21 protein-coding genes are annotated in these 17,703 nt (G+C 34.2%); 10 read left to right on the forward strand and 11 right to left on the reverse strand.

The genetic code is table 11. The annotated features are described in order from the left end of the window. Nucleotides 1-109: 109 nt before the first annotated feature. The 9 genes from BMX24_RS04630 to BMX24_RS04670 all read left to right on the forward strand — a co-directional run bounded on the left by BMX24_RS04630 (nucleotide 110) and on the right by BMX24_RS04670 (nucleotide 6,770). Nucleotides 110-943, forward strand: coding sequence for an SDR family oxidoreductase (locus tag BMX24_RS04630; RefSeq protein WP_089790885.1), 834 nt, complete (start codon nucleotides 110-112; stop codon nucleotides 941-943). A gap of 65 nt (nucleotides 944-1,008) precedes the next feature. Beyond that, nucleotides 1,009-1,437: an SRPBCC family protein gene (locus BMX24_RS04635; RefSeq protein WP_089790886.1), complete on the forward strand. Its 429-nt coding sequence runs from the start codon at nucleotides 1,009-1,011 to the stop codon at nucleotides 1,435-1,437. 114 nt (nucleotides 1,438-1,551) lie between these two features. Further along, on the forward strand, nucleotides 1,552-1,992 hold the full coding sequence (locus tag BMX24_RS04640) for an SRPBCC family protein (RefSeq protein WP_089790887.1): 441 nt from the start codon (nucleotides 1,552-1,554) through the stop codon (nucleotides 1,990-1,992). A gap of 129 nt (nucleotides 1,993-2,121) precedes the next feature. After that, nucleotides 2,122-2,580, forward strand: a complete 459-nt coding sequence (locus tag BMX24_RS04645) for a DoxX family protein (protein WP_089790888.1) — start codon at nucleotides 2,122-2,124, stop codon at nucleotides 2,578-2,580. Nucleotides 2,581-3,055: 475 nt separating this feature from the next. Then, complete coding sequence (locus BMX24_RS04650) at nucleotides 3,056-4,084, forward strand: aspartyl protease family protein (protein ID WP_089790889.1); 1,029 nt, start codon at nucleotides 3,056-3,058, stop codon at nucleotides 4,082-4,084. Between the two features lie 225 nt (nucleotides 4,085-4,309). Then, a complete protein-coding gene (locus BMX24_RS04655; RefSeq protein ID WP_228404687.1) occupies nucleotides 4,310-4,864 on the forward strand; it encodes an RNA polymerase sigma factor in 555 nt (184 codons plus the stop codon). Between the two features lie 14 nt (nucleotides 4,865-4,878). Continuing rightward, nucleotides 4,879-5,223: a hypothetical protein gene (locus BMX24_RS04660; RefSeq protein WP_089790891.1), complete on the forward strand. Its 345-nt coding sequence runs from the start codon at nucleotides 4,879-4,881 to the stop codon at nucleotides 5,221-5,223. Between the two features lie 90 nt (nucleotides 5,224-5,313). Beyond that, the gene (locus BMX24_RS04665) at nucleotides 5,314-5,583 is read left to right on the forward strand and encodes a hypothetical protein (RefSeq protein ID WP_089790892.1); all 270 of its coding nucleotides are present in this window, start codon (nucleotides 5,314-5,316) and stop codon (nucleotides 5,581-5,583) included. Nucleotides 5,584-6,122: 539 nt separating this feature from the next. Beyond that, nucleotides 6,123-6,770, forward strand: a complete 648-nt coding sequence (locus BMX24_RS04670) for a J domain-containing protein (RefSeq protein ID WP_089790893.1) — start codon at nucleotides 6,123-6,125, stop codon at nucleotides 6,768-6,770. Here BMX24_RS04670 and BMX24_RS21135 read toward each other — a convergent pair whose 3' ends face one another. Then, nucleotides 6,771-6,926: a hypothetical protein gene (locus BMX24_RS21135; protein ID WP_170835657.1), complete on the reverse strand. Its 156-nt coding sequence runs from the start codon at nucleotides 6,924-6,926 to the stop codon at nucleotides 6,771-6,773. Nucleotides 6,927-7,523: 597 nt separating this feature from the next. Between BMX24_RS21135 and gcvP the strand changes: the two genes are divergently transcribed. Next, the gene (gene gcvP, locus BMX24_RS04675) at nucleotides 7,524-10,382 is read left to right on the forward strand and encodes an aminomethyl-transferring glycine dehydrogenase (RefSeq protein WP_089790894.1); all 2,859 of its coding nucleotides are present in this window, start codon (nucleotides 7,524-7,526) and stop codon (nucleotides 10,380-10,382) included. A 73-nt stretch (nucleotides 10,383-10,455) separates the two neighbouring features. On the opposite strand, the gene BMX24_RS04680 is transcribed toward gcvP, so the two are convergent. From BMX24_RS04680 to BMX24_RS04725, 10 genes are all read right to left on the reverse strand, one after another. Continuing rightward, nucleotides 10,456-10,875, reverse strand: coding sequence for a DUF1801 domain-containing protein (locus BMX24_RS04680; protein WP_089790895.1), 420 nt, complete (start codon nucleotides 10,873-10,875; stop codon nucleotides 10,456-10,458). 173 nt (nucleotides 10,876-11,048) lie between these two features. Further along, a complete protein-coding gene (locus tag BMX24_RS04685; RefSeq protein ID WP_089790896.1) occupies nucleotides 11,049-11,420 on the reverse strand; it encodes a hypothetical protein in 372 nt (123 codons plus the stop codon). After that, a complete protein-coding gene (locus BMX24_RS04690; protein WP_089790897.1) occupies nucleotides 11,420-12,160 on the reverse strand; it encodes a YggS family pyridoxal phosphate-dependent enzyme in 741 nt (246 codons plus the stop codon). Before BMX24_RS04690 ends, BMX24_RS04685 begins: the two co-directional genes overlap by 1 nt. After that, nucleotides 12,157-12,876 carry an AAA family ATPase gene (locus BMX24_RS04695; protein ID WP_089790898.1) on the reverse strand — a complete coding sequence of 240 codons (720 nt, stop codon included), beginning with the start codon at nucleotides 12,874-12,876 and terminating at the stop codon, nucleotides 12,157-12,159. Before BMX24_RS04695 ends, BMX24_RS04690 begins: the two co-directional genes overlap by 4 nt. A gap of 18 nt (nucleotides 12,877-12,894) precedes the next feature. Further along, nucleotides 12,895-13,506 (reverse strand): MarR family winged helix-turn-helix transcriptional regulator, encoded by a 612-nt coding sequence (locus BMX24_RS04700; protein WP_089790899.1) that lies wholly within the window; start codon nucleotides 13,504-13,506, stop codon nucleotides 12,895-12,897. After that, a complete protein-coding gene (locus tag BMX24_RS04705; RefSeq protein WP_089790900.1) occupies nucleotides 13,506-13,769 on the reverse strand; it encodes a DUF2024 family protein in 264 nt (87 codons plus the stop codon). The genes BMX24_RS04700 and BMX24_RS04705 overlap by 1 nt, the downstream gene beginning before the upstream one ends. A 251-nt stretch (nucleotides 13,770-14,020) precedes the next feature. Next, nucleotides 14,021-14,254: a thioredoxin domain-containing protein gene (locus tag BMX24_RS04710; RefSeq protein WP_089790901.1), complete on the reverse strand. Its 234-nt coding sequence runs from the start codon at nucleotides 14,252-14,254 to the stop codon at nucleotides 14,021-14,023. An 856-nt stretch (nucleotides 14,255-15,110) separates the two neighbouring features. Further along, a complete protein-coding gene (locus tag BMX24_RS04715; RefSeq protein ID WP_089790902.1) occupies nucleotides 15,111-15,845 on the reverse strand; it encodes a DNA-formamidopyrimidine glycosylase family protein in 735 nt (244 codons plus the stop codon). A gap of 3 nt (nucleotides 15,846-15,848) precedes the next feature. Further along, nucleotides 15,849-16,919: a hypothetical protein gene (locus tag BMX24_RS04720; protein WP_139176734.1), complete on the reverse strand. Its 1,071-nt coding sequence runs from the start codon at nucleotides 16,917-16,919 to the stop codon at nucleotides 15,849-15,851. A gap of 32 nt (nucleotides 16,920-16,951) precedes the next feature. Continuing rightward, nucleotides 16,952-17,494 (reverse strand): hypothetical protein, encoded by a 543-nt coding sequence (locus BMX24_RS04725; RefSeq protein WP_089790904.1) that lies wholly within the window; start codon nucleotides 17,492-17,494, stop codon nucleotides 16,952-16,954. Nucleotides 17,495-17,703: the final 209 nt, after the last annotated feature.

Below are 17,703 nucleotides of genomic sequence, written 5' to 3' on the forward strand. Positions count from 1 at the left end.
GGAGGTTTGAAGTTAAAATATTTAATTAAAATTTTTTAAGGGATTAAAAATCTTCAACGTGTCTTTTCGGCTTGCTGTTTGATGCTATTTAGAGAAAAAAGATTTGCTTATGAAAACACAGAACAAGTCGAAATCTAAATCAAAAGTCCCTAAAGAAGGGCTGTTCCCGGAAATTATCAGGGAAAATTATCAGGGAAGTCAAAAATTACTCAACAAAAAAGCTGTCATTTCCGGTGGAGACAGTGGAATCGGACAGGCCGTTGCGGTGCATTTTGCAAGAGAAGGAGCAGATGTTGCCATTATTTATAAGGAAAGTGACGACGATGCCGGCGAAACAAAAAAACTGGTAGAAAAAGAAGGAAGAAAATGTATTGTCATTAAAGGAGATCTTACGAAAAAAGCTTTCAGGACAAAATGTTCTGAAAAGGTAAAAAAAGAATGGGGAAATCTGGATATTTTGATTAATAATGCCGGAATTCACACTTCAAAAGATAGCCTTGAAAAGATCACGGATGAACAGATTCAGAAGACTTTCGATACCAATATCATTTCGATGATTTCTTTTACAAGAAACTTTTTGCCGATGATGAATGAAGGAGGCAGAATCATTTGTACAACTTCAGTTACAGCGTATCGGGGAAGTGATCACCTGATTGATTATGCCGCAACGAAAGGCGCTATTTTATCCTTCATCCGTTCACTTTCTACTAACCTTGCGGAGAAGAAAATTTTAGTGAACGGGATTGCTCCCGGACCCATCTGGACGCCGCTTGTGAAAGAAACTTTTAAGGATATTTCAACATTTGGGAAAGATACTCCGCTGAAACGGGCGGGACAGCCTTCTGAAGTGGCTCCGGCCTATGTTTTCCTGGCTTCCGAAGATGCCAATTACATCACGGGAGAAGTGATTCACATCAACGGAGGAGATTTTGTAGGTGGGTAAAAAATAACGCTTAATCAATCTCAGCATTAACCTTAAATTTAGCCTTAATCTTAACCTTAATTTAAATGAAAAAATTATCATTCGAAATTCAGATAAGTGCGCCGCCCGAAAAGGTGTGGAGTGTACTTTGGGACGAAATATCTTACAGACAATGGACTACAGCTTTCACGGAAGGCTCTTTTTACCAGGGAACTTTGGAAGAAGGAAGTCTTGTGAAATTTTTTGACCCGAATAACAATGGAATGTACAGCAGGGTAGTAAAAAATATTGCGAATACAGAAATGAAATTTTTACATCTTGGAGAAATTTATGATGGCATTGAAGTGCCACAGCAATGGGGAGAAGCAACAGAAGCCTATATCTTGGACGAAAACGAAGAAGGAACACAATTGATCATCAAAATACAGACACCGGAAGAATTTAAAGAATTTTTTGAAGAGAAATTTCCGAAAGCTCTGGGAATTATCAAAAATTTATCTGAAAATCAATTTTAAAGTTTAAAAATTAATATTCATAAACTGTATAAATATTAAGCTATAATTTGTGTTATTAGTGAAAATATTTGTGCCATTTGTGTTAAAAAAAAATCAACATTAAAAACAAAAAATATGGAAACATTATCTTACGAAAAAATTATCAATGCTCCGAAACAAAAAGTCTGGGATGTACTTTGGGGAGACGATACGTATAGCGAATGGACAAAATTTTTCGGTCCTGGATCGAAAATGAAATCCGATTGGAAAGTGGGAGGGAAAACCTATTTTATGAATTCGGAAGGAGAAGGAATGGTTTCGACAATTGATAGTTTGGAAGAACCAAATCAAATTATTTTTAAACATTTGGGAATGGTAGACAAAGAAGGAAATGAAGACACCCAAAGCAAAGAAGTCATGGAGTGGAGCGGTTCTTTTGAGAAATATATTTTAATCGATTTTGACGGACAAACAAAGCTTCATGCAGAAGTTCAGGTAGAAAAAGACTGGAAAGATCACCTGAATAACGGCTTTATTCAAGGCTTGGAAGTTGTGAAAAATCTTGCCGAGAAATAGTTTTTCTTTCATGAATCGAACATTTTAGCTACCTAACCCTTGTCAAGGTTTTAAACCTTGACAAGGGTTACATTTTAAAAAAAAACTTACGCAAACATCCGTGTAAATCTTTAAAACAAAAAAGGAAAAATGAAATTATTAACCATTCTCTTCATCACCTTCATTCTGGCATTATTAGGAACCAAAATTTTTCAGGGCGACTGGAATTTTTTGTTTTCAGGGAATCTTGGGATGGCGGTTTTTATTATATTCACAGGGCTTTCCCATTTCAAATTCCAGAAAGGAATGGAGATGATGATTCCGGATTTTATTCCTGCCAAAATATTTTGGGTCTATTGTACGGGATTCATTGAAATTGCTGCAGGAATCGGTCTGATGATTCCTTCGATCCGTGAGCTGACGGCTTTTTTATTAATTATTTTCTATGTTTTGGTTTTTGTAGCCAATATCAATTCTTCAAAGAAAAATATCAACATTTTCAAGGCAGATTATACCGGACCGGGAATGAATTATCTTTATAGAGAAAGAATTCCGATGCAGATTATTTTGATTGCCTGGACCTGGTATTTTGGGATTTATTTGAGCTAAAAATTAAATATCGAACAGAGAGTTTTGCTTTCCGATTTTCTCTTTTTTAGTAAAATAAATGTATAAATTTTCGTAGAGTAAAAATTTATGGCATTATATGGTAATAATTTTCATACTACTTTCTAATTATTGTAAAAAAAATCCTGAAAAATGGATACTATTTAATTAAAATTTACAATCAGATATTCAGATAATATTTAATTATTAATTACATAAATGGAGTGGTTTTAATTATAATTAATTGATTTACATGTATTTAAATATAAATGGTATACCGATGGTATGCCATTTTTTTTACCTTGTCATGAAATTTGATTCACTTTGTACCAGAAATCTGATGGAAGAATTTTAAAAAGAATTTTTTCAGATTATTTAAAAATATTCACTAAAAAACACAAATGAGAAAATAAATTGTATGTCTGGAAATCTCTAAAAATAACCCAGGCATATAATTCAAAAACACAAAACAACAAGGATGAAAAAACACAACTTCGTAATACTATTTGTATTACTCTCTTCCCTAATGCCTTTATCTGGAAAAGCAACAAAATTTTCAACAGTAAAAAATTCATCGACTACAATTGCGAATGTCTTGAACAAAAAAGGCGATAAACAACCATCCGGAGATACTAAACCAAATAAAGCTGACAAAAATAAAAGCAAATTTACCGGTGAGTTTACAACCGATTTTACTGCAAAAAACGGATTAATCTATGTAAATGCAGAACTGAACGGAAAACCGGCATCTTTCGTATTGGATAGCGGACTTGGATCGGATCTTATTTTAAATTCCAATTCTAAATTATTAGAAGATTTAAAAGAATCTGACGTATGTATCAGCGGGATGGGAAGCGGAAAATGCAGACAAATTGAAACGTCCTGGGTCAGTACATTTAACTGGAAAGGGATTATGGTTTCTGATGTTGATGTCGTGGCGATGCCTCTTTCAAACTTAGGTGGAAATGATAATTTTGCAGGGATTATTGGTTTTAATATGTTTAAAAATTATCAGTTAACTTTTGATTATCAACACCATAATTTAAAAGTGAGCACCAATAAAAACCTTGAAAAAGAGATAAAAGAAAATGGAAAACTTCTTTCTACGATCCCTTTTGAGATGAAAGAACATATGCCTGTATTTGATGTGGAAATCAACGGCAAAACATATAAAATGGGTTTAGATACAGGAGCATCCGTTAATGTAATAAATATCAAATATTTTGATGGTTTTACTAATTCTTTAACCAAAATTCAGGAAGTTTCCATGAAAGGATTTGGAGGTGAATCTAAAGTGAAAAGAGGCAGCATCAAAGAAACAAGAATCGGAGGTCTTACTTATGATAATATGGATTACAACTTCGAAAACGCCTCTCTGAATAACCTGAATAAAGAATACAAATACGGTATCGACGGCTTAATTGGCTATGACTTTTTGAAAAAATACATCACTGTGGTCGACTTCAATTCAAAAGAGATCCGTATTTACGAAGGATCAAAAAATTAATCGCAACTAATTTCTTCAATTTATATTAATTAATTTGAGCTTATAGGTTTCTAAAACTTATAAGCTTTTTTTGTGTTTAAAAGTGGCTTTATAAAGATATTTGAGTGAAATGGCCGGCTATTTTTTTATATTTAATTTTTTAAAGGAAAAAATATTTTAAATTTATTAAAGTAAAACGAAAATTTCAATCGTCATAGCAATATGGAGATTGTCGAAAAAATAACAATGCCACAGAAGGAGAAGGAAAATATCATCTCGCAGACCGTTTCAAAGTACGGAGGAAGGCTGATGTCGTACATTCGTCCGAAAGTGAAAAACACGGAAGATGCGGAAGATATTCTGCAGGAGGTGTGGTATCAGTTCAGTAGTCTTACCAATCTTTCTGAGATTGTGAACGTTGGCGGGTGGCTGTACAGGGTGACGGCCAATAAAATCACGGACAAATACCGCAAAAAGAAAACCGAAAATCTTGAAGATTTCGTCTATGAAGATGAAGACGGGGATTTTTCCATCAAAGATATTTTACTGATGGACGAAAGTGCGGGTCCGGAAGTGAAAATGTTTCAGGATGAAATCTGGAAAAAACTCTTTGAAGCCTTGGAAGAACTTCCGGAAAAACAAAGATTAGCCTACGTAGAAAATGAGCTCAATGACAAGACACTCCAGGAAATTGCCGATGAACAGGGCGAAAACATTAAAACAATTATCAGTCGGAAAAACTACGCTGTAAAACATCTGAGAAACCGATTGAGAAAATTATACGAAGATTTAAATAGTTAGTAAAAAAGAAAGATATGAATCATAAACATAAAAAAGGATGGATTTTTTTAATAGTATGTCCACCGTTGATTTTTTTAGGAGTTACCTGGATCGTGATGGCGCTCTGGAACCATCTTCTCCCGGAAATTTTAGGAGTAAAATCGATAACATATTGGCAGGCCATGGGAATATTGGTTTTAAGCAAGATACTTTTCGGCGGTTTTCATTTCGGAAAAGGAATGAGAGATTTTAAAGAGAAAAAAATGATGCGCGAAAGAATGATGAACCTTACCCCTGAAGAAAGAGAAAAATTCAAAGAAGTCTGGAAAGACAGATGTTCCGGAGGTTTTTTCAACCGACACAACAAAACAAACGAATAATTGAAATTTTTAAAGAAGTAGTAAAGTAAAATTAAAATTCATTCGTCTCTATAAAAAACAAGAAGTAGTAAAATTTAAAATTTTGAAAAAATGAAAAATTCAGCATTAAAAGGAGCTCTGGGAGCATTAGCCGTTGTGGGTATAGCATTCATTGCTAAAAAAGCAGTACAAAGAAAAAGATTTGTAAAAGGTATTTTCGAAGAATACGGGATCAAAGAAAGATCACCTTTCGGATTGGCCGACAAAATCAGAGAAATGAACGAAGAACAATATCAGGAACTGAAAGGCAAATTCAAGAAAGAATTCGCTTCAAAATGCCACAGCAGATTCGAGAAAAAAGAAGATATTGTAGAAGCGTAATATAAAAAGTAACTCAATGAAATTGTTAATTCCGGCTCGGGAAGCTTCGCTTCCCGAGCCGGAATTTTTTATGTTATTACGAGCGAAGCGACGCAACAACCTCATAATTGTCATTCTGACGAAGGAAGAATTTATATCATTTAGTATTACCCATTACCGATTACCGATTACTCATTTTTTGTAGCTATTTCCCGCTATCCACTCATACTCCTCACGCCACGCCCTCCAACACCAAACCCTCCAACTCTCCAGCTTGTTCCGGGGTAACCGTTCCTATCGGGGCTAGGATATTAGTCGTTCGTTTCAACTTTTTACCACTTAGTTTGTCTTCCTGAAAGGATCTCAACAACGCAATTCTGAAAACTTTGTATAGATCCTTTCAGGAAGACAAACTGAGTATAAACCTTCGCTGAGTGAAACGCCTTTGCGATCGAAAAATATCCCCAATCATTTAAAAGAAAACCTTGCGAACTTTGCATTAAAAAGAGATTGCTTCGCTTTGCTCGCAATAACAAATTCCTTATTTTTGTAGAACTTAAATGAAAGATTACTACTATTTTCTCGGGATTTCTCATGATGCTTCGGAAGAGGACATCAAAAAAGCTTATAGAAAATTATCCTTGAAATATCATCCTGATAAAAATGAAAACGACGACTTCTTTGCAGATCGTTTTCGTGAAATTCAGGAGGCTTATGAAACATTGAGCGATAAAAGCAGGAGACATTCTTACGACCAGAATTTAGAAAATCACCAAAAAAGTTTCAGATACAATGTTCCGCCTTCGATCAAGACATTTACGGCGAATAAAATTCATGCTAAAAAAGGAGAGGAGATTATCATCAATTGGCAGACTCAGAATGCTGATGTGGTAAAAGTTCTCCCTTTCGGACTGGAAAAACCGTACGGAGAAAGAACATTTAAAATAACCGAATTTAAGGACGGGAAATTCCAGATTTTACTTCATGCGACCAACTCGCTTTTGCATAAAACGGTGGTTCAGGGAATTACTATTACAGAAGTTTTTGAAAACAATACAGAAAAATTCAAAGATAAAGCGGAAGAATTATTCAAGTCACAACCGAGAACAGCTGCAAATCCGCATGGTCAGCCAAAAGTTGCGAGGATCGTCGTAGGAGTTATATTCCTGATTTTGGCGATTTATTTTTTAATAAAAAGTCTGAGCTAATTAAGCCATTTTCTTCCTTCCCGGACACTTTTTACATCTTTTTCCTTTTTTGAATTTCTTGCAGCAGGATTTCTTATCACCGCAATACATTTCTTCAGTATTCACAGAAAAAACAGGTGCCAAAGGTGGAACTTTGAAAGGGACAATCATATTCATGCTGCAAATATATTAATTTAGAATAAATACAGATAATAAATTTTCAAAAATTGTTTCAAAACTGATTATTAACAGGTTGCCTTTAAATTTTTATGCCTTATAATATGATAGGTGAATATAATTAATGCAATAAAATAATTTTGAAGATAAGTTTTAATTAATTCGAGTTTAATAAGAATTTTATTTATTAAGGAGTGTCACTTCGAGTAGATTTTGAAGAAAATCGTATCTAGAAGTTAAGTTAAAGTTCCCGGTACATTTTTCTTTATTCCATTACCAAAAAACACTCGAACTGACGGGAGTTTTCTTATCCAAATTCGGGTTTAATAAAAAAATAAATAAGAGTTTTTTTTAGACAATCAGTATTAGTTAATTATTAAAAAAAAACTGTGGTTCATTAAGCATTTATAAGTAAATCTATCATTATGTTAAGAAATACTAAATTGAAATTTAAACAAAAAAATATTCAAAAGTCATTAATTTTAAAACTGATATGAGTCTTTCTTTGCTTTTTCTGCAATTTTCAGATGTTGTATAATCTTGTAAATTATTGTAATTTTACCAATCTTTTTTTACAAACAAAATCTAATATAAAAAATGAATACAGAACAGTTTGTGAGCCGTCACATTTCCTTGAATGAAGCCGATAAACAGGCGATGTTGGAAAAAGTTGGCGTTTCAAGTATCGAAGAGCTAATCTCTCAAACCATCCCTTCTTCTATCCGTTTAGAAAAAGATCTTGAAATCTCAGAACCGCTTTCAGAATACGAAATGCTTATTCATTCGAAAGAATTGGCATCGAAAAATACTGATTATACAAGCTATATCGGTTTTGGATATCACAATACATTGTTGCCGTCGGCTATTCAGAGAAATATTTTTGAAAACCCGAGTTGGTATACAGCTTATACTCCTTATCAGGCGGAGATCGCTCAGGGAAGATTGGAAGCTCTTTTGAATTTCCAGACTGTTGTGTGTGATCTTACAGGTTTTGCTTTGGCAAACGCTTCATTGTTAGACGAATCTACGGCAGCTGCAGAAGCAATGCACATGTTCTTCAACAACAGAACGAAAGATCAGAAAAAAGCAGGGGCAAACAAATTCTTCGTTTCAGACCTTGTTCTACCTCAAACCATTGCTGTTTTAAAAACTAAAGCAGAAGGGTTGGAAATCGAAATCGTAGAAGGTGACCACAAAACGCACCAGTTGGATGCTTCTTACTATGGCGTTCTATTGCAGTATCCGGGTAAAAACGGAATCGTTTTAGATTATACGGAAGATATCGTAGAATATAAAAAATTAGACCTTCAGGTTGCTGTTGCCTGTGATCCGATGGCTTTGGTTAAGTTAAAATCTCCTGCTTCAATGGGGGCAGACTGCGCTGTTGGAACAACGCAGAGATTTGGTATTCCATTGGGATATGGTGGCCCTCACGCGGCATTTTTCTCTTGTAAGGAAGATTATAAGAGAGATATTCCGGGAAGAATCATCGGGGTTTCTCAGGATATGTACGGAAGACGTGCACTGAGAATGGCTTTACAAACGAGAGAGCAGCACATTAAGAGAGAAAAGGCAACTTCCAATATCTGTACAGCTCAGGTTCTTTTGGCAGTAATGGCGGGAATGTACGCTGTGTATCACGGTCCTAAAGGATTAAACTATATCGCAGATCAGATTCATTTTAAAGCAAATGCTTTGAAAGGTGGTTTGAAAGCATTAGGATATGAAATCGTTGAAGAGCCAATCTTCGACACGGTAAAAATCGTAATGAATGAGGATGAAAAGGGAAGATTAATGAGAATGATGCTTGATCACAGACTTAATCTGAACTATTTCACAGAAGGAATCGTAAGTGTTGCGATCAACGAAAGTACGACATTGGAGAAATTAAATGTTCTGATGGCTTCTTTTGCTCAGTTTAAAGACAAGCAGACTTTCAAATTAGAAATTAAAGAAGGATACAGCATTCCTGAGGAGAATTTAAGAAAAGACGAAATTCTTACGGAAGAAGTATTCAACAAATACCACACGGAAACAGAATTAATGCGTTACATCAAGCGTCTGGAAAGAAAAGATTTATCATTAACACATTCAATGATTTCTCTAGGTTCTTGTACGATGAAACTGAACGCAGCTACTCAGATGTTACCGTTATCTTGGGAAAATTGGGGCGCAGTTCACCCATTTGTACCGGTTGACCAAGCTGGAGGATATCAGGAGATGATCCGTGAATTGGAGAAAGACTTGGCAGAAATTACAGGTTTTGCAGGAACTTCTCTTCAGCCAAACTCTGGAGCTCAGGGAGAATATGCAGGATTAATGGTAATCAGAGAATATCACATCTCAAGAGGCGAAGGTCACAGAAATGTAGTATTGATTCCTCAGTCTGCACACGGAACAAACCCGGCTTCTGCAGCAATGGCAGGAATGAAAATCGTTGTTGTTAAAAACCTTGAAAGCGGAGAAATTGATTTCGAAGATTTAAAAGCAAAAGCAGAACAGCATTCTGAAAACCTTTCTTGTGTAATGATCACGTATCCATCAACTTACGGGTTCTTTGACGCCAACATTAAAGAAATTACAGCATTGATCCACCAGCATGGCGGACAAGTATATATGGATGGTGCCAACATGAACGCTCAGGTAGGTTACACAAGTCCTGGAAACATCGGAGCAGACGTTTGTCACCTGAATCTTCACAAAACTTTCGCAATTCCTCACGGAGGTGGAGGTCCTGGAGTTGGTCCGATCTGTGTGGCTAAACACTTAGTTCCTTTCCTTCCTTCAAACGCAAACATCAGAATCGGGGCTAAAGAAGCTATCGACGGTATTTCTGCGGCACCTTACGGTTCCGGATTGATCTTGAATATTTCTTACGCTTACATCAAAATGCTAGGAACTTCAGGATTGAAAAAAGCAACGGAGCATGCGATCTTAAATGCTAATTATTTAAAAGAAATTTTAGCTGAGCATTTCCCGATTTTATATTCAAATACGCAGGGTAGAGTAGCGCACGAGTGTATCGTAGATTTCAGACAGTTCAAGTCTTTAGGAATTGAAGTTGCTGATGTTGCGAAGAGATTGATGGATTATGGTTTCCACGCTCCTACAGTTTCTTTCCCGGTTGCAGGAACATTAATGATCGAGCCTACAGAATCTGAAAGCAAAGCGGAAATCGATCGTTTTGCAGAAGCTTTAATTGCCATCAAACAAGAGATTGATGAGATTGCAAACGGTGAAGCAGATCCTGCAAACAACGTATTGAAAAACGCTCCTCACACGGAACAACTGGTTATCTCTGATTCTTGGGATAAACCATACAGCCGAGAAAAAGCGGCGTATCCACTAGAATGGGTGAGAGACCACAAATTCTTTGCTTCTGTTTCAAGAGTTGATGAAGCTTACGGAGACAGAAACTTGGTTTGTACTTGTGAGCCGATCGAAGCTTATATGTAATTAAAAGTTTTTTAGATATAAAATCCCTCTCAGTTTTGAGAGGGATTTTTTTTGTTTTTATAATGAAACATAATTATTGCTCGTTTGCATATTTTATTGCTTCTTCAAGCACATCAATATCAATATCTTTTAATGTTTTAAATTTAATACAATATCCAGTCACACTCGCTTTGCCTAGTCTTTTTCCATACGTTTCGGCTAAGAATTTTTTATCATCAATTCCCATAATGTAAACAGAAATTCCTGTTGTATTCGCACTTAATCCAATTTTATAGAACTCTTTTGTGCTTCCGTTAGCATATTTCATCATGTGAACTCCATATCCGATATTGGGATTGGAAACTACTTTTCCTTCATCGTTTTTACCGTCTAAAAACCATAATTTACATTCCGGCATTGCTGTTAAAATTAAGTGATGCAGGGTTTGGAGTTCGCTGTTTTTAGATTCTGGTTGGGTGGTGATGTAGTTTTGGATTTGTTGTTCTATTCTCATATGAAAAGAGTCAGTTTATTTAAATATAAATCAATTCGCAATATAATAAAAATACTTATCCGTAATTTTTTCTGATTTTATAATTTCAAAAAGCATATGGTCATTTTTCCATCTTGTTTTTTTGATTAAAATAAAAACCATAGGAAATCGATCAAATATAAAAACAAAATTTTTTAATCAATTAATATTTCAGAATTAAAAATATCTTTTCTATTAACTAAAATAGAGTCAAAATTTACCTTTTTAAATGTATTTTCTTTGTTGTAAAACTCAAATTTATACTTATATATTTCTATAATTTTTTCTTTGATTTCAGTATCAGGTTTCTGAAGGTATTTCTCGCAAAGGCAAAGTGCCATTTTTCTCATTGCTGACTCATATTCCCATTGATTTGGAATGTTATGACCATTGTAAATTCTGCTTTCTTTTTTCTCGTCATGCAGAGGATAATTAATCTTACAATTTTTAAAACTTACCTCTCCCGTGTATTTTTTAGAACAGGAAATTAATAAAATTGATATTAAAAAAATATTGAAAAATTTCATTACAAATTTTTACTGTTTTCATTCCAATAATAAGAATCCGGATAAATTCTCGCCCCAAAAACCGCCGTTCCCACTCTCACGATCGTAGAACCTTCTTCAATGGCAGTTTCCAGATCGCCGCTCATTCCCATGGAGAGTTCTTTCATTTCTACGTTCGGAATATTTTGTTGGATAATTTCCTGTTGCAAATTTTTTAAGATTTTAAAACAAGTCCGGACTTTTTCCGTTTCCGCACTAAACAGCCCAATCGTCATCAAACCCTTGATTTTCAATGTGTCAAATTCGGAAACTTTTTTCACTAAATCAATCGCAAAATCAGGATGAATTCCAAATTTACTTTCCTCATCCGAAGTATTCACCTGGATCAAAACATCCATCGTTTTTCCTTCCATGGCAAGCCGTTGATGAAGCTTTTCAGCCAAATCCAAACGATCAAGAGACTGAATACAACGTACATCATATTTCAAAATATCCTTGATTTTATTTGTCTGGAGATGTCCGATAAAATGATTTTCGTGGGGAATGTCTTTTAAATCTTCATATTTTTCCTTGAGTTCCTGCACTTTATTCTCGGCAATTAATGTTTCGCTGTTTTCCAGAGCGAGCTTTATCCTTTCAGCGGAAACGGTTTTGGTTGCCAGTAATAATTTCACTTCATCAGCATTTCGGCCTGCTTTTTCACAAGCATTTTTTATTCTTTGGTTGATGATTTCAAGATTATGGAGTAGATCTTCTTTCATGATTGAGTTTGATGTTGAGCTTCCAGTTTCTGAATTAAATTTCCCTTCACAACCGTAAAAGTATGATCTTTCGCTTCCGCAAAAGAAACCTCATATTTTCTTTCAATTTTCCTCAAATCTTCCGGGAATTTTGACAATAAATTATCATAAAAACGATCCAGAAAATCTTTCGAAGGCATTTCATAATTAATTTTGAGCTGGAAACGTCTGATCAACGCAGGATCAATGATTTCAGGGTGGTTTGTAGCACACAGAAGAAGCGCATTTTCGGGATAATAATCAATCAGCTGGATCAATGTATTCACCAGTCGTCTCATTTCGCCCACATCTTTGTCGTCGCTGCCCCTCGCTTTCCCGATCTGATCGAGCTCGTCAAGGAAAAGTACCGATCTTTCACGAGCCGCTTTATCGAAAATCATTTTAATATTTTGTGAAGTTTCGCCAATTCTTGAAGAGACGATATTGCTTAGATTAAGGATGATGATATTTTTACCCAAAGCATTCGCAACTGCCTTTGCAGTCATGGTTTTTCCGCAGCCCGAGCTTCCCTGCAGGAGCACTTTATTGTTCACCGGAAGACCATATTCCTGCAGTTCACGGGAATACGTATTTTCTTTGATGAGCTGTACCAATTGTTCCTTATTGTTGGGGGCAAGGAAAACATCATTCAGCGTCACTTCTTCTTTGTCTTGAATAATAAGGTTGTACAGATTCATCGTTTTTTTATTTTAAAATTAAGCTTTCATTTGATGTTCGGGGCAGTCGATTCGCAGATCTTCAGAATATAAAACTTTCTCCAGAAGTCCACAAACAGGCTCTTTTCCTTCTGCAGAGGGTCGAAAATACACGCAAGTGGTACACATTCTCTGAATTGTAATCACTCCTGTTTTGTTCAGATGATGAATAATATCAAACAAACTCTGAAGCATATTTTCCTTGCTTTCTTCATCCAGATTTTGAATCGGAGCGCTGATTTCCCTTGTAAAATAAGATGTTTTATCGGCAATTTCCTTTCCTTTTTGGGTAAGATGAATGATGTAGCTTCGCGTGTCGTGAGGTTCGTATTCTTTAGTAATCAGATTTTTTTGTTCAAGGGATTTTACGGTTTCGCTGATCGTGGCTTTCGTCATATTAAATTCATCCGCCAGATAACTCACTTTTCTTTTTTCGTTGCTGTGATTCAACAAAAATATTAAAACCTGCACCTGAATCGGGCTCAAAGCATACTCCTTACTTTCCTGCCAAAGCAAAACACGGAAAGCCTGTGAAATCCTTTCTAAGGAAGCCACAATTTTGCTCTCCGTGTTCTGGTTTTGATGCTTTAAGTTAAAATCTGATTCGTTCATCAATTACAATTTTCCATTTCTATAATGGTGTAGCCTTTTTCGTTGATATCGGCTTCCCATTGTGGCAGAACGGTTTCTATATGGCAGAAACTGCATTCTTTTGCGGAAAGTTCCTGACTTTCCTGGCCTTTTCCTTTTAAATAATCTTTTCCGTAACCGTAGATTACGTCTGTTTCTTTAATTTCTGTCGGAGCAATAATGTCGAAATGCATTACTGTTCCGTCTTTTTTTGTTACGTATGTGTCCCAAACTGCTACTTGCATTTTATAATTTTTTATTGTTGTTTAAATATGGGTATAAACTTTTTTAAACCACAAAAGTGACAAAAGAATGACATATTAATTATTTTAAGATCACCATTAATCTGTAGATAAGAAAGCATAAGTTTTTAAAATCTGGATTTTTAATTTTGGTTAACTTTTATTTTTCTAATTAACTACAGCTTTTTATCTTTTGTGGTAAATATAAAATGCTTCACAAAGGTAGTAGTCCTAACTATGTGAAGCAAATTTTTTTATCCTTTTACTTCTTCCATAGAAGCACCAAAGTTGATATGAAGAACATTTCCTGTAGGAGTTACCAGCGCCGGAACAGATTGTATTCCTGCTTTTTCTGCTTCTGCAATTCTCTCTTTGTTGTCTCCAAGATGTACGATTTCCACGTTGTCTAGTCCGATTAAAGAAATGATGTCATGTTCTGCGCTTACACAAACCGGGCAACCTGCGTGATAAAAAACTGATTTTTTCATTGTCTTAAATTTTAATTGTTAGAGATTAATTTTCTAATGCAAATTTAGTTAGGATTACTAACTAAATATAACAGTATTTCATGTTTAACAAAATTTTAACAAAAATTAAAATTAAAAATTAAATATAAGTAATTGGAAATTTGATACTTAATCGATTGAAAATATCATTTGACTGTACTGTTCAAATAAAAAAGCCGAACGCAATTGTCCGGCTTTAAGCTTAATTATAATTGAAATTTGCTATGAAATGAATATTTCCTAAATAAGATCAATCTGGTTAGGATTGAAATTTTAAAACAATTCTCAAATTGTCTTATGAGTTTTCTGGTTTAGTTTAATTTTTTTCAATAATTAATTTCTTTCTCTTCTTGCTGTTGCAAAATAAGAAGCGAATACTACTAAACATGTTGCGATTCCGATGTAAGTGATCATTTTGTTTTATTTTTAATTATTTGACTTTTTTTTATCGATTTTACATTTGCAATATTACAACTTTCAAATTATATGCCAAAGGAAATAATCATGATGTATATCAGTGTTTTACGTAATTTTAAATTAATTTTTAATGATTTTTTGTTTACGATAATTTAATATAAAATTGAAAAATTTTGTGTACTTTTATTATCTTATCTGTAAAATTTTATCAATATTTCAATAGTTTTATGTCTTGTATTCAAGAGTTGATAATACAAAAAAGAAAAAATGGCATGCATAATACCATCAATTCAGATAAAATTAAATCACTTAATTTTGATGTTTATACGATTTAAATGTTAAGAAAATTTATTTTTGGATAAAAAATGAAAGAACTTTCATCAATTAGATTAAAGATGTTGCTCTCTTGAAAACGAAAAAATTAATAAAGCTTCTGATCTTTTTCGCAATAGAAACTTCTTCTTTTTCCAAGGCCGGTTTGTTTTTTTATCAGCTTTTCACCGCATTTCGGGCAAACGGATTTGGTATGGGCGAGCCAGTGTTTTTTCAGGGTAAATTCGCGTTTCCATTTCAGAAAATCAAAACTGTAATTTCGGGCTTCAGCAATGAGTTCTTTGATCTTTTTCGCGGGCATATTTCCCAGTAAGCTTTCCGGCTGTACTTCGATTCTGAACAACACTTCATTCTTAATAATATTCCCGACTCCGGAAAAAATATCCTGATTCATGAGGGCGTCGCAAACCATCATTTCCGGTTTGGATTTTAACTTTTTCTCAGCTTTTTTAGGATTCCATTCATCACTCATGACATCGGCTTCCCAATCAATTGCTGCCAGAAATTCTGAATCTACAAGTTTTACACTGCAGGTATAGAAATACATTCCACTTCCTTTGAAAATCAATGCCAATCGGAGCTGGCGGTCGGGTTTTGTCTGCTCATCCACACTATAAGATCCGAACATCAGCAAATGAATCCTCACCGCTATATCATCAAATACAAGATAAGTTTGTTTTCCAAAAGTCCGGATTTCCTTTAAAATTTTCCCTTTCAGAATGGGATGGTCGATTTTTGCATTTCCATGCGCTTCTATTACTTTTTTACCTACAAGTTTTTGCAGGTTTTCTTTCATAAGTATTATGGAGGGACCTTCGGGCATAATTTAGATTACATATCCACGTTCTGTACTTAGAGACCATGTACCGTTTTCATAGACTGCAATAATTTTGCCACCACTTGATGATTCGTGGTAGGGGATATAAAATGTTTTCCCGTCCGGGTCTTTTTTTATTCTGCCATAGTATGTAGAGAATAATCCTGGTTTATAATCACTATTTAATTTACGTGCCTTTTCTTCGGGAAATATTAAAACCCTTCTTTTTCCAGGATTTACTTTTTGAAAATATTCGCAATCGGATTCATAAGTTTCAAAAGTATAATGATTTTCCTGAATGTTTTGATAACCGTCTTTTTCAATAATCTCTTCAAAAAGTTTTGTAAACTTAGTATTTTCAGATTTATATCGAGGATTTAAATCTTCAAAATCAGAAATTTTGTCTCCATCGGTATCTTTGGAGTTTGGGTTTAAAAAAATAAGATTTTCAAAAAAATCATTATATCCATCATCATCAGAATCTTTTTTTATGTCATTTAGATCGATCTGAAAGGTTAAAAAGTCTTTCACTGCTTCTATTTCCGGATGTCCCGGTCGTCCCCAAGATTCGGCTATTGCTATAAAAGAGCCATCAATACTAAGTTTATTGTCTTTGATGAAAATTTCTTTTTGATTTTTGTTGATGTAAGTATTTTTATTAAATCCTATATAATAAGCTTTAGGCGTTTTGTTTTTAATTTCTAAGAGCCAATAGCCAAATCTGTTTTCAGCAATAGCGTAGGATATATTTTTTTCCTTTTGAAGCTGAATATACTTGAACTGGTCACTGAAATATGTATTGAATTCGGCATATTTTTTTTCATATTCTGCTTTTCTCTTTTCCCAGAAATTAGGAATTGTATCGTAGCCTGTGTATTCTAATATTTCATCTTTTTGATAACTAATATTAGATTTGTTTTCCTGAAACTTTATATGTTTAGGATTGTTAAACAAAATCAATTCTTCTGTGTCTTTGATAAATAAAAAATTACCGGAACGATAATGCTTTTGTCCATCATCAAAACAGTTATCCTGAGAAAATAAGCAAATTGGAAATAATAAAAATAAGAGGTTTTTCATTTGTGTTCTTTTGGGCAAATTTAAAAATATTTTCATTTATGCAATTCATTAAACATCTCAACATATTTATCCTTAAACATCTTCTCCGCATTCTCAGGAAAGCGAAAACCATCCGGACCTACATATATTTGTTTTGAGTGAAAATCTTTCTGTACAATTCTTGTCTGATGGTATTTTGTTAACCAAACATCAAAATGTTCAACCAGTTTTGTCGCTTCGTCTAACAACTCCGGAGGCAAAAAGTGTCCGTTGTTGATGAGCAAATCTCTGATGTGCTTGTTAGATTGATAAATAATTTCATCTTCATAAAAGGGGTCGTAGTCTTTTATTTTAGAATATTTATTTTGAAAAGCCAGCTTTAATCTATTTAAATGAATATAAACCTGTCCCAGCAGTTCCACGGTATTTTTCCGCCATTCGAAATAGGAAGTGTCTTTCTTTGCCAAAGCTTCAAATTCTCTTTTAAGAATAGCATTGTGCCGCTCTGTTCTCTTGTGGAAAAAGTAAGCGATAATGGCTGTAAATAAAGCCGTAACGATCGAACTTCCCAATATTTGTTGTAACAATTCAGACATGGTTTCAGTTTTTGTGATTGAACTTGTTTAAAATAAAAAAGTTTAAACCGACTATTAATAAGGACAAAGTTAATTTGAAAAACAGACAAGATTTTCAGGTATTTTACGGAAAATAGGAGTTGTATATACGGAAAAATTGAACGTAGATATTTTGGGTTTTTAAGAAAAAATCATCCGATTAGTTCATTAAAAATAAAATTTGAAGTAAT

This window comes from Chryseobacterium wanjuense, from assembly GCF_900111495.1.
Lineage (GTDB): Bacteria > Bacteroidota > Bacteroidia > Flavobacteriales > Weeksellaceae > Chryseobacterium > Chryseobacterium wanjuense.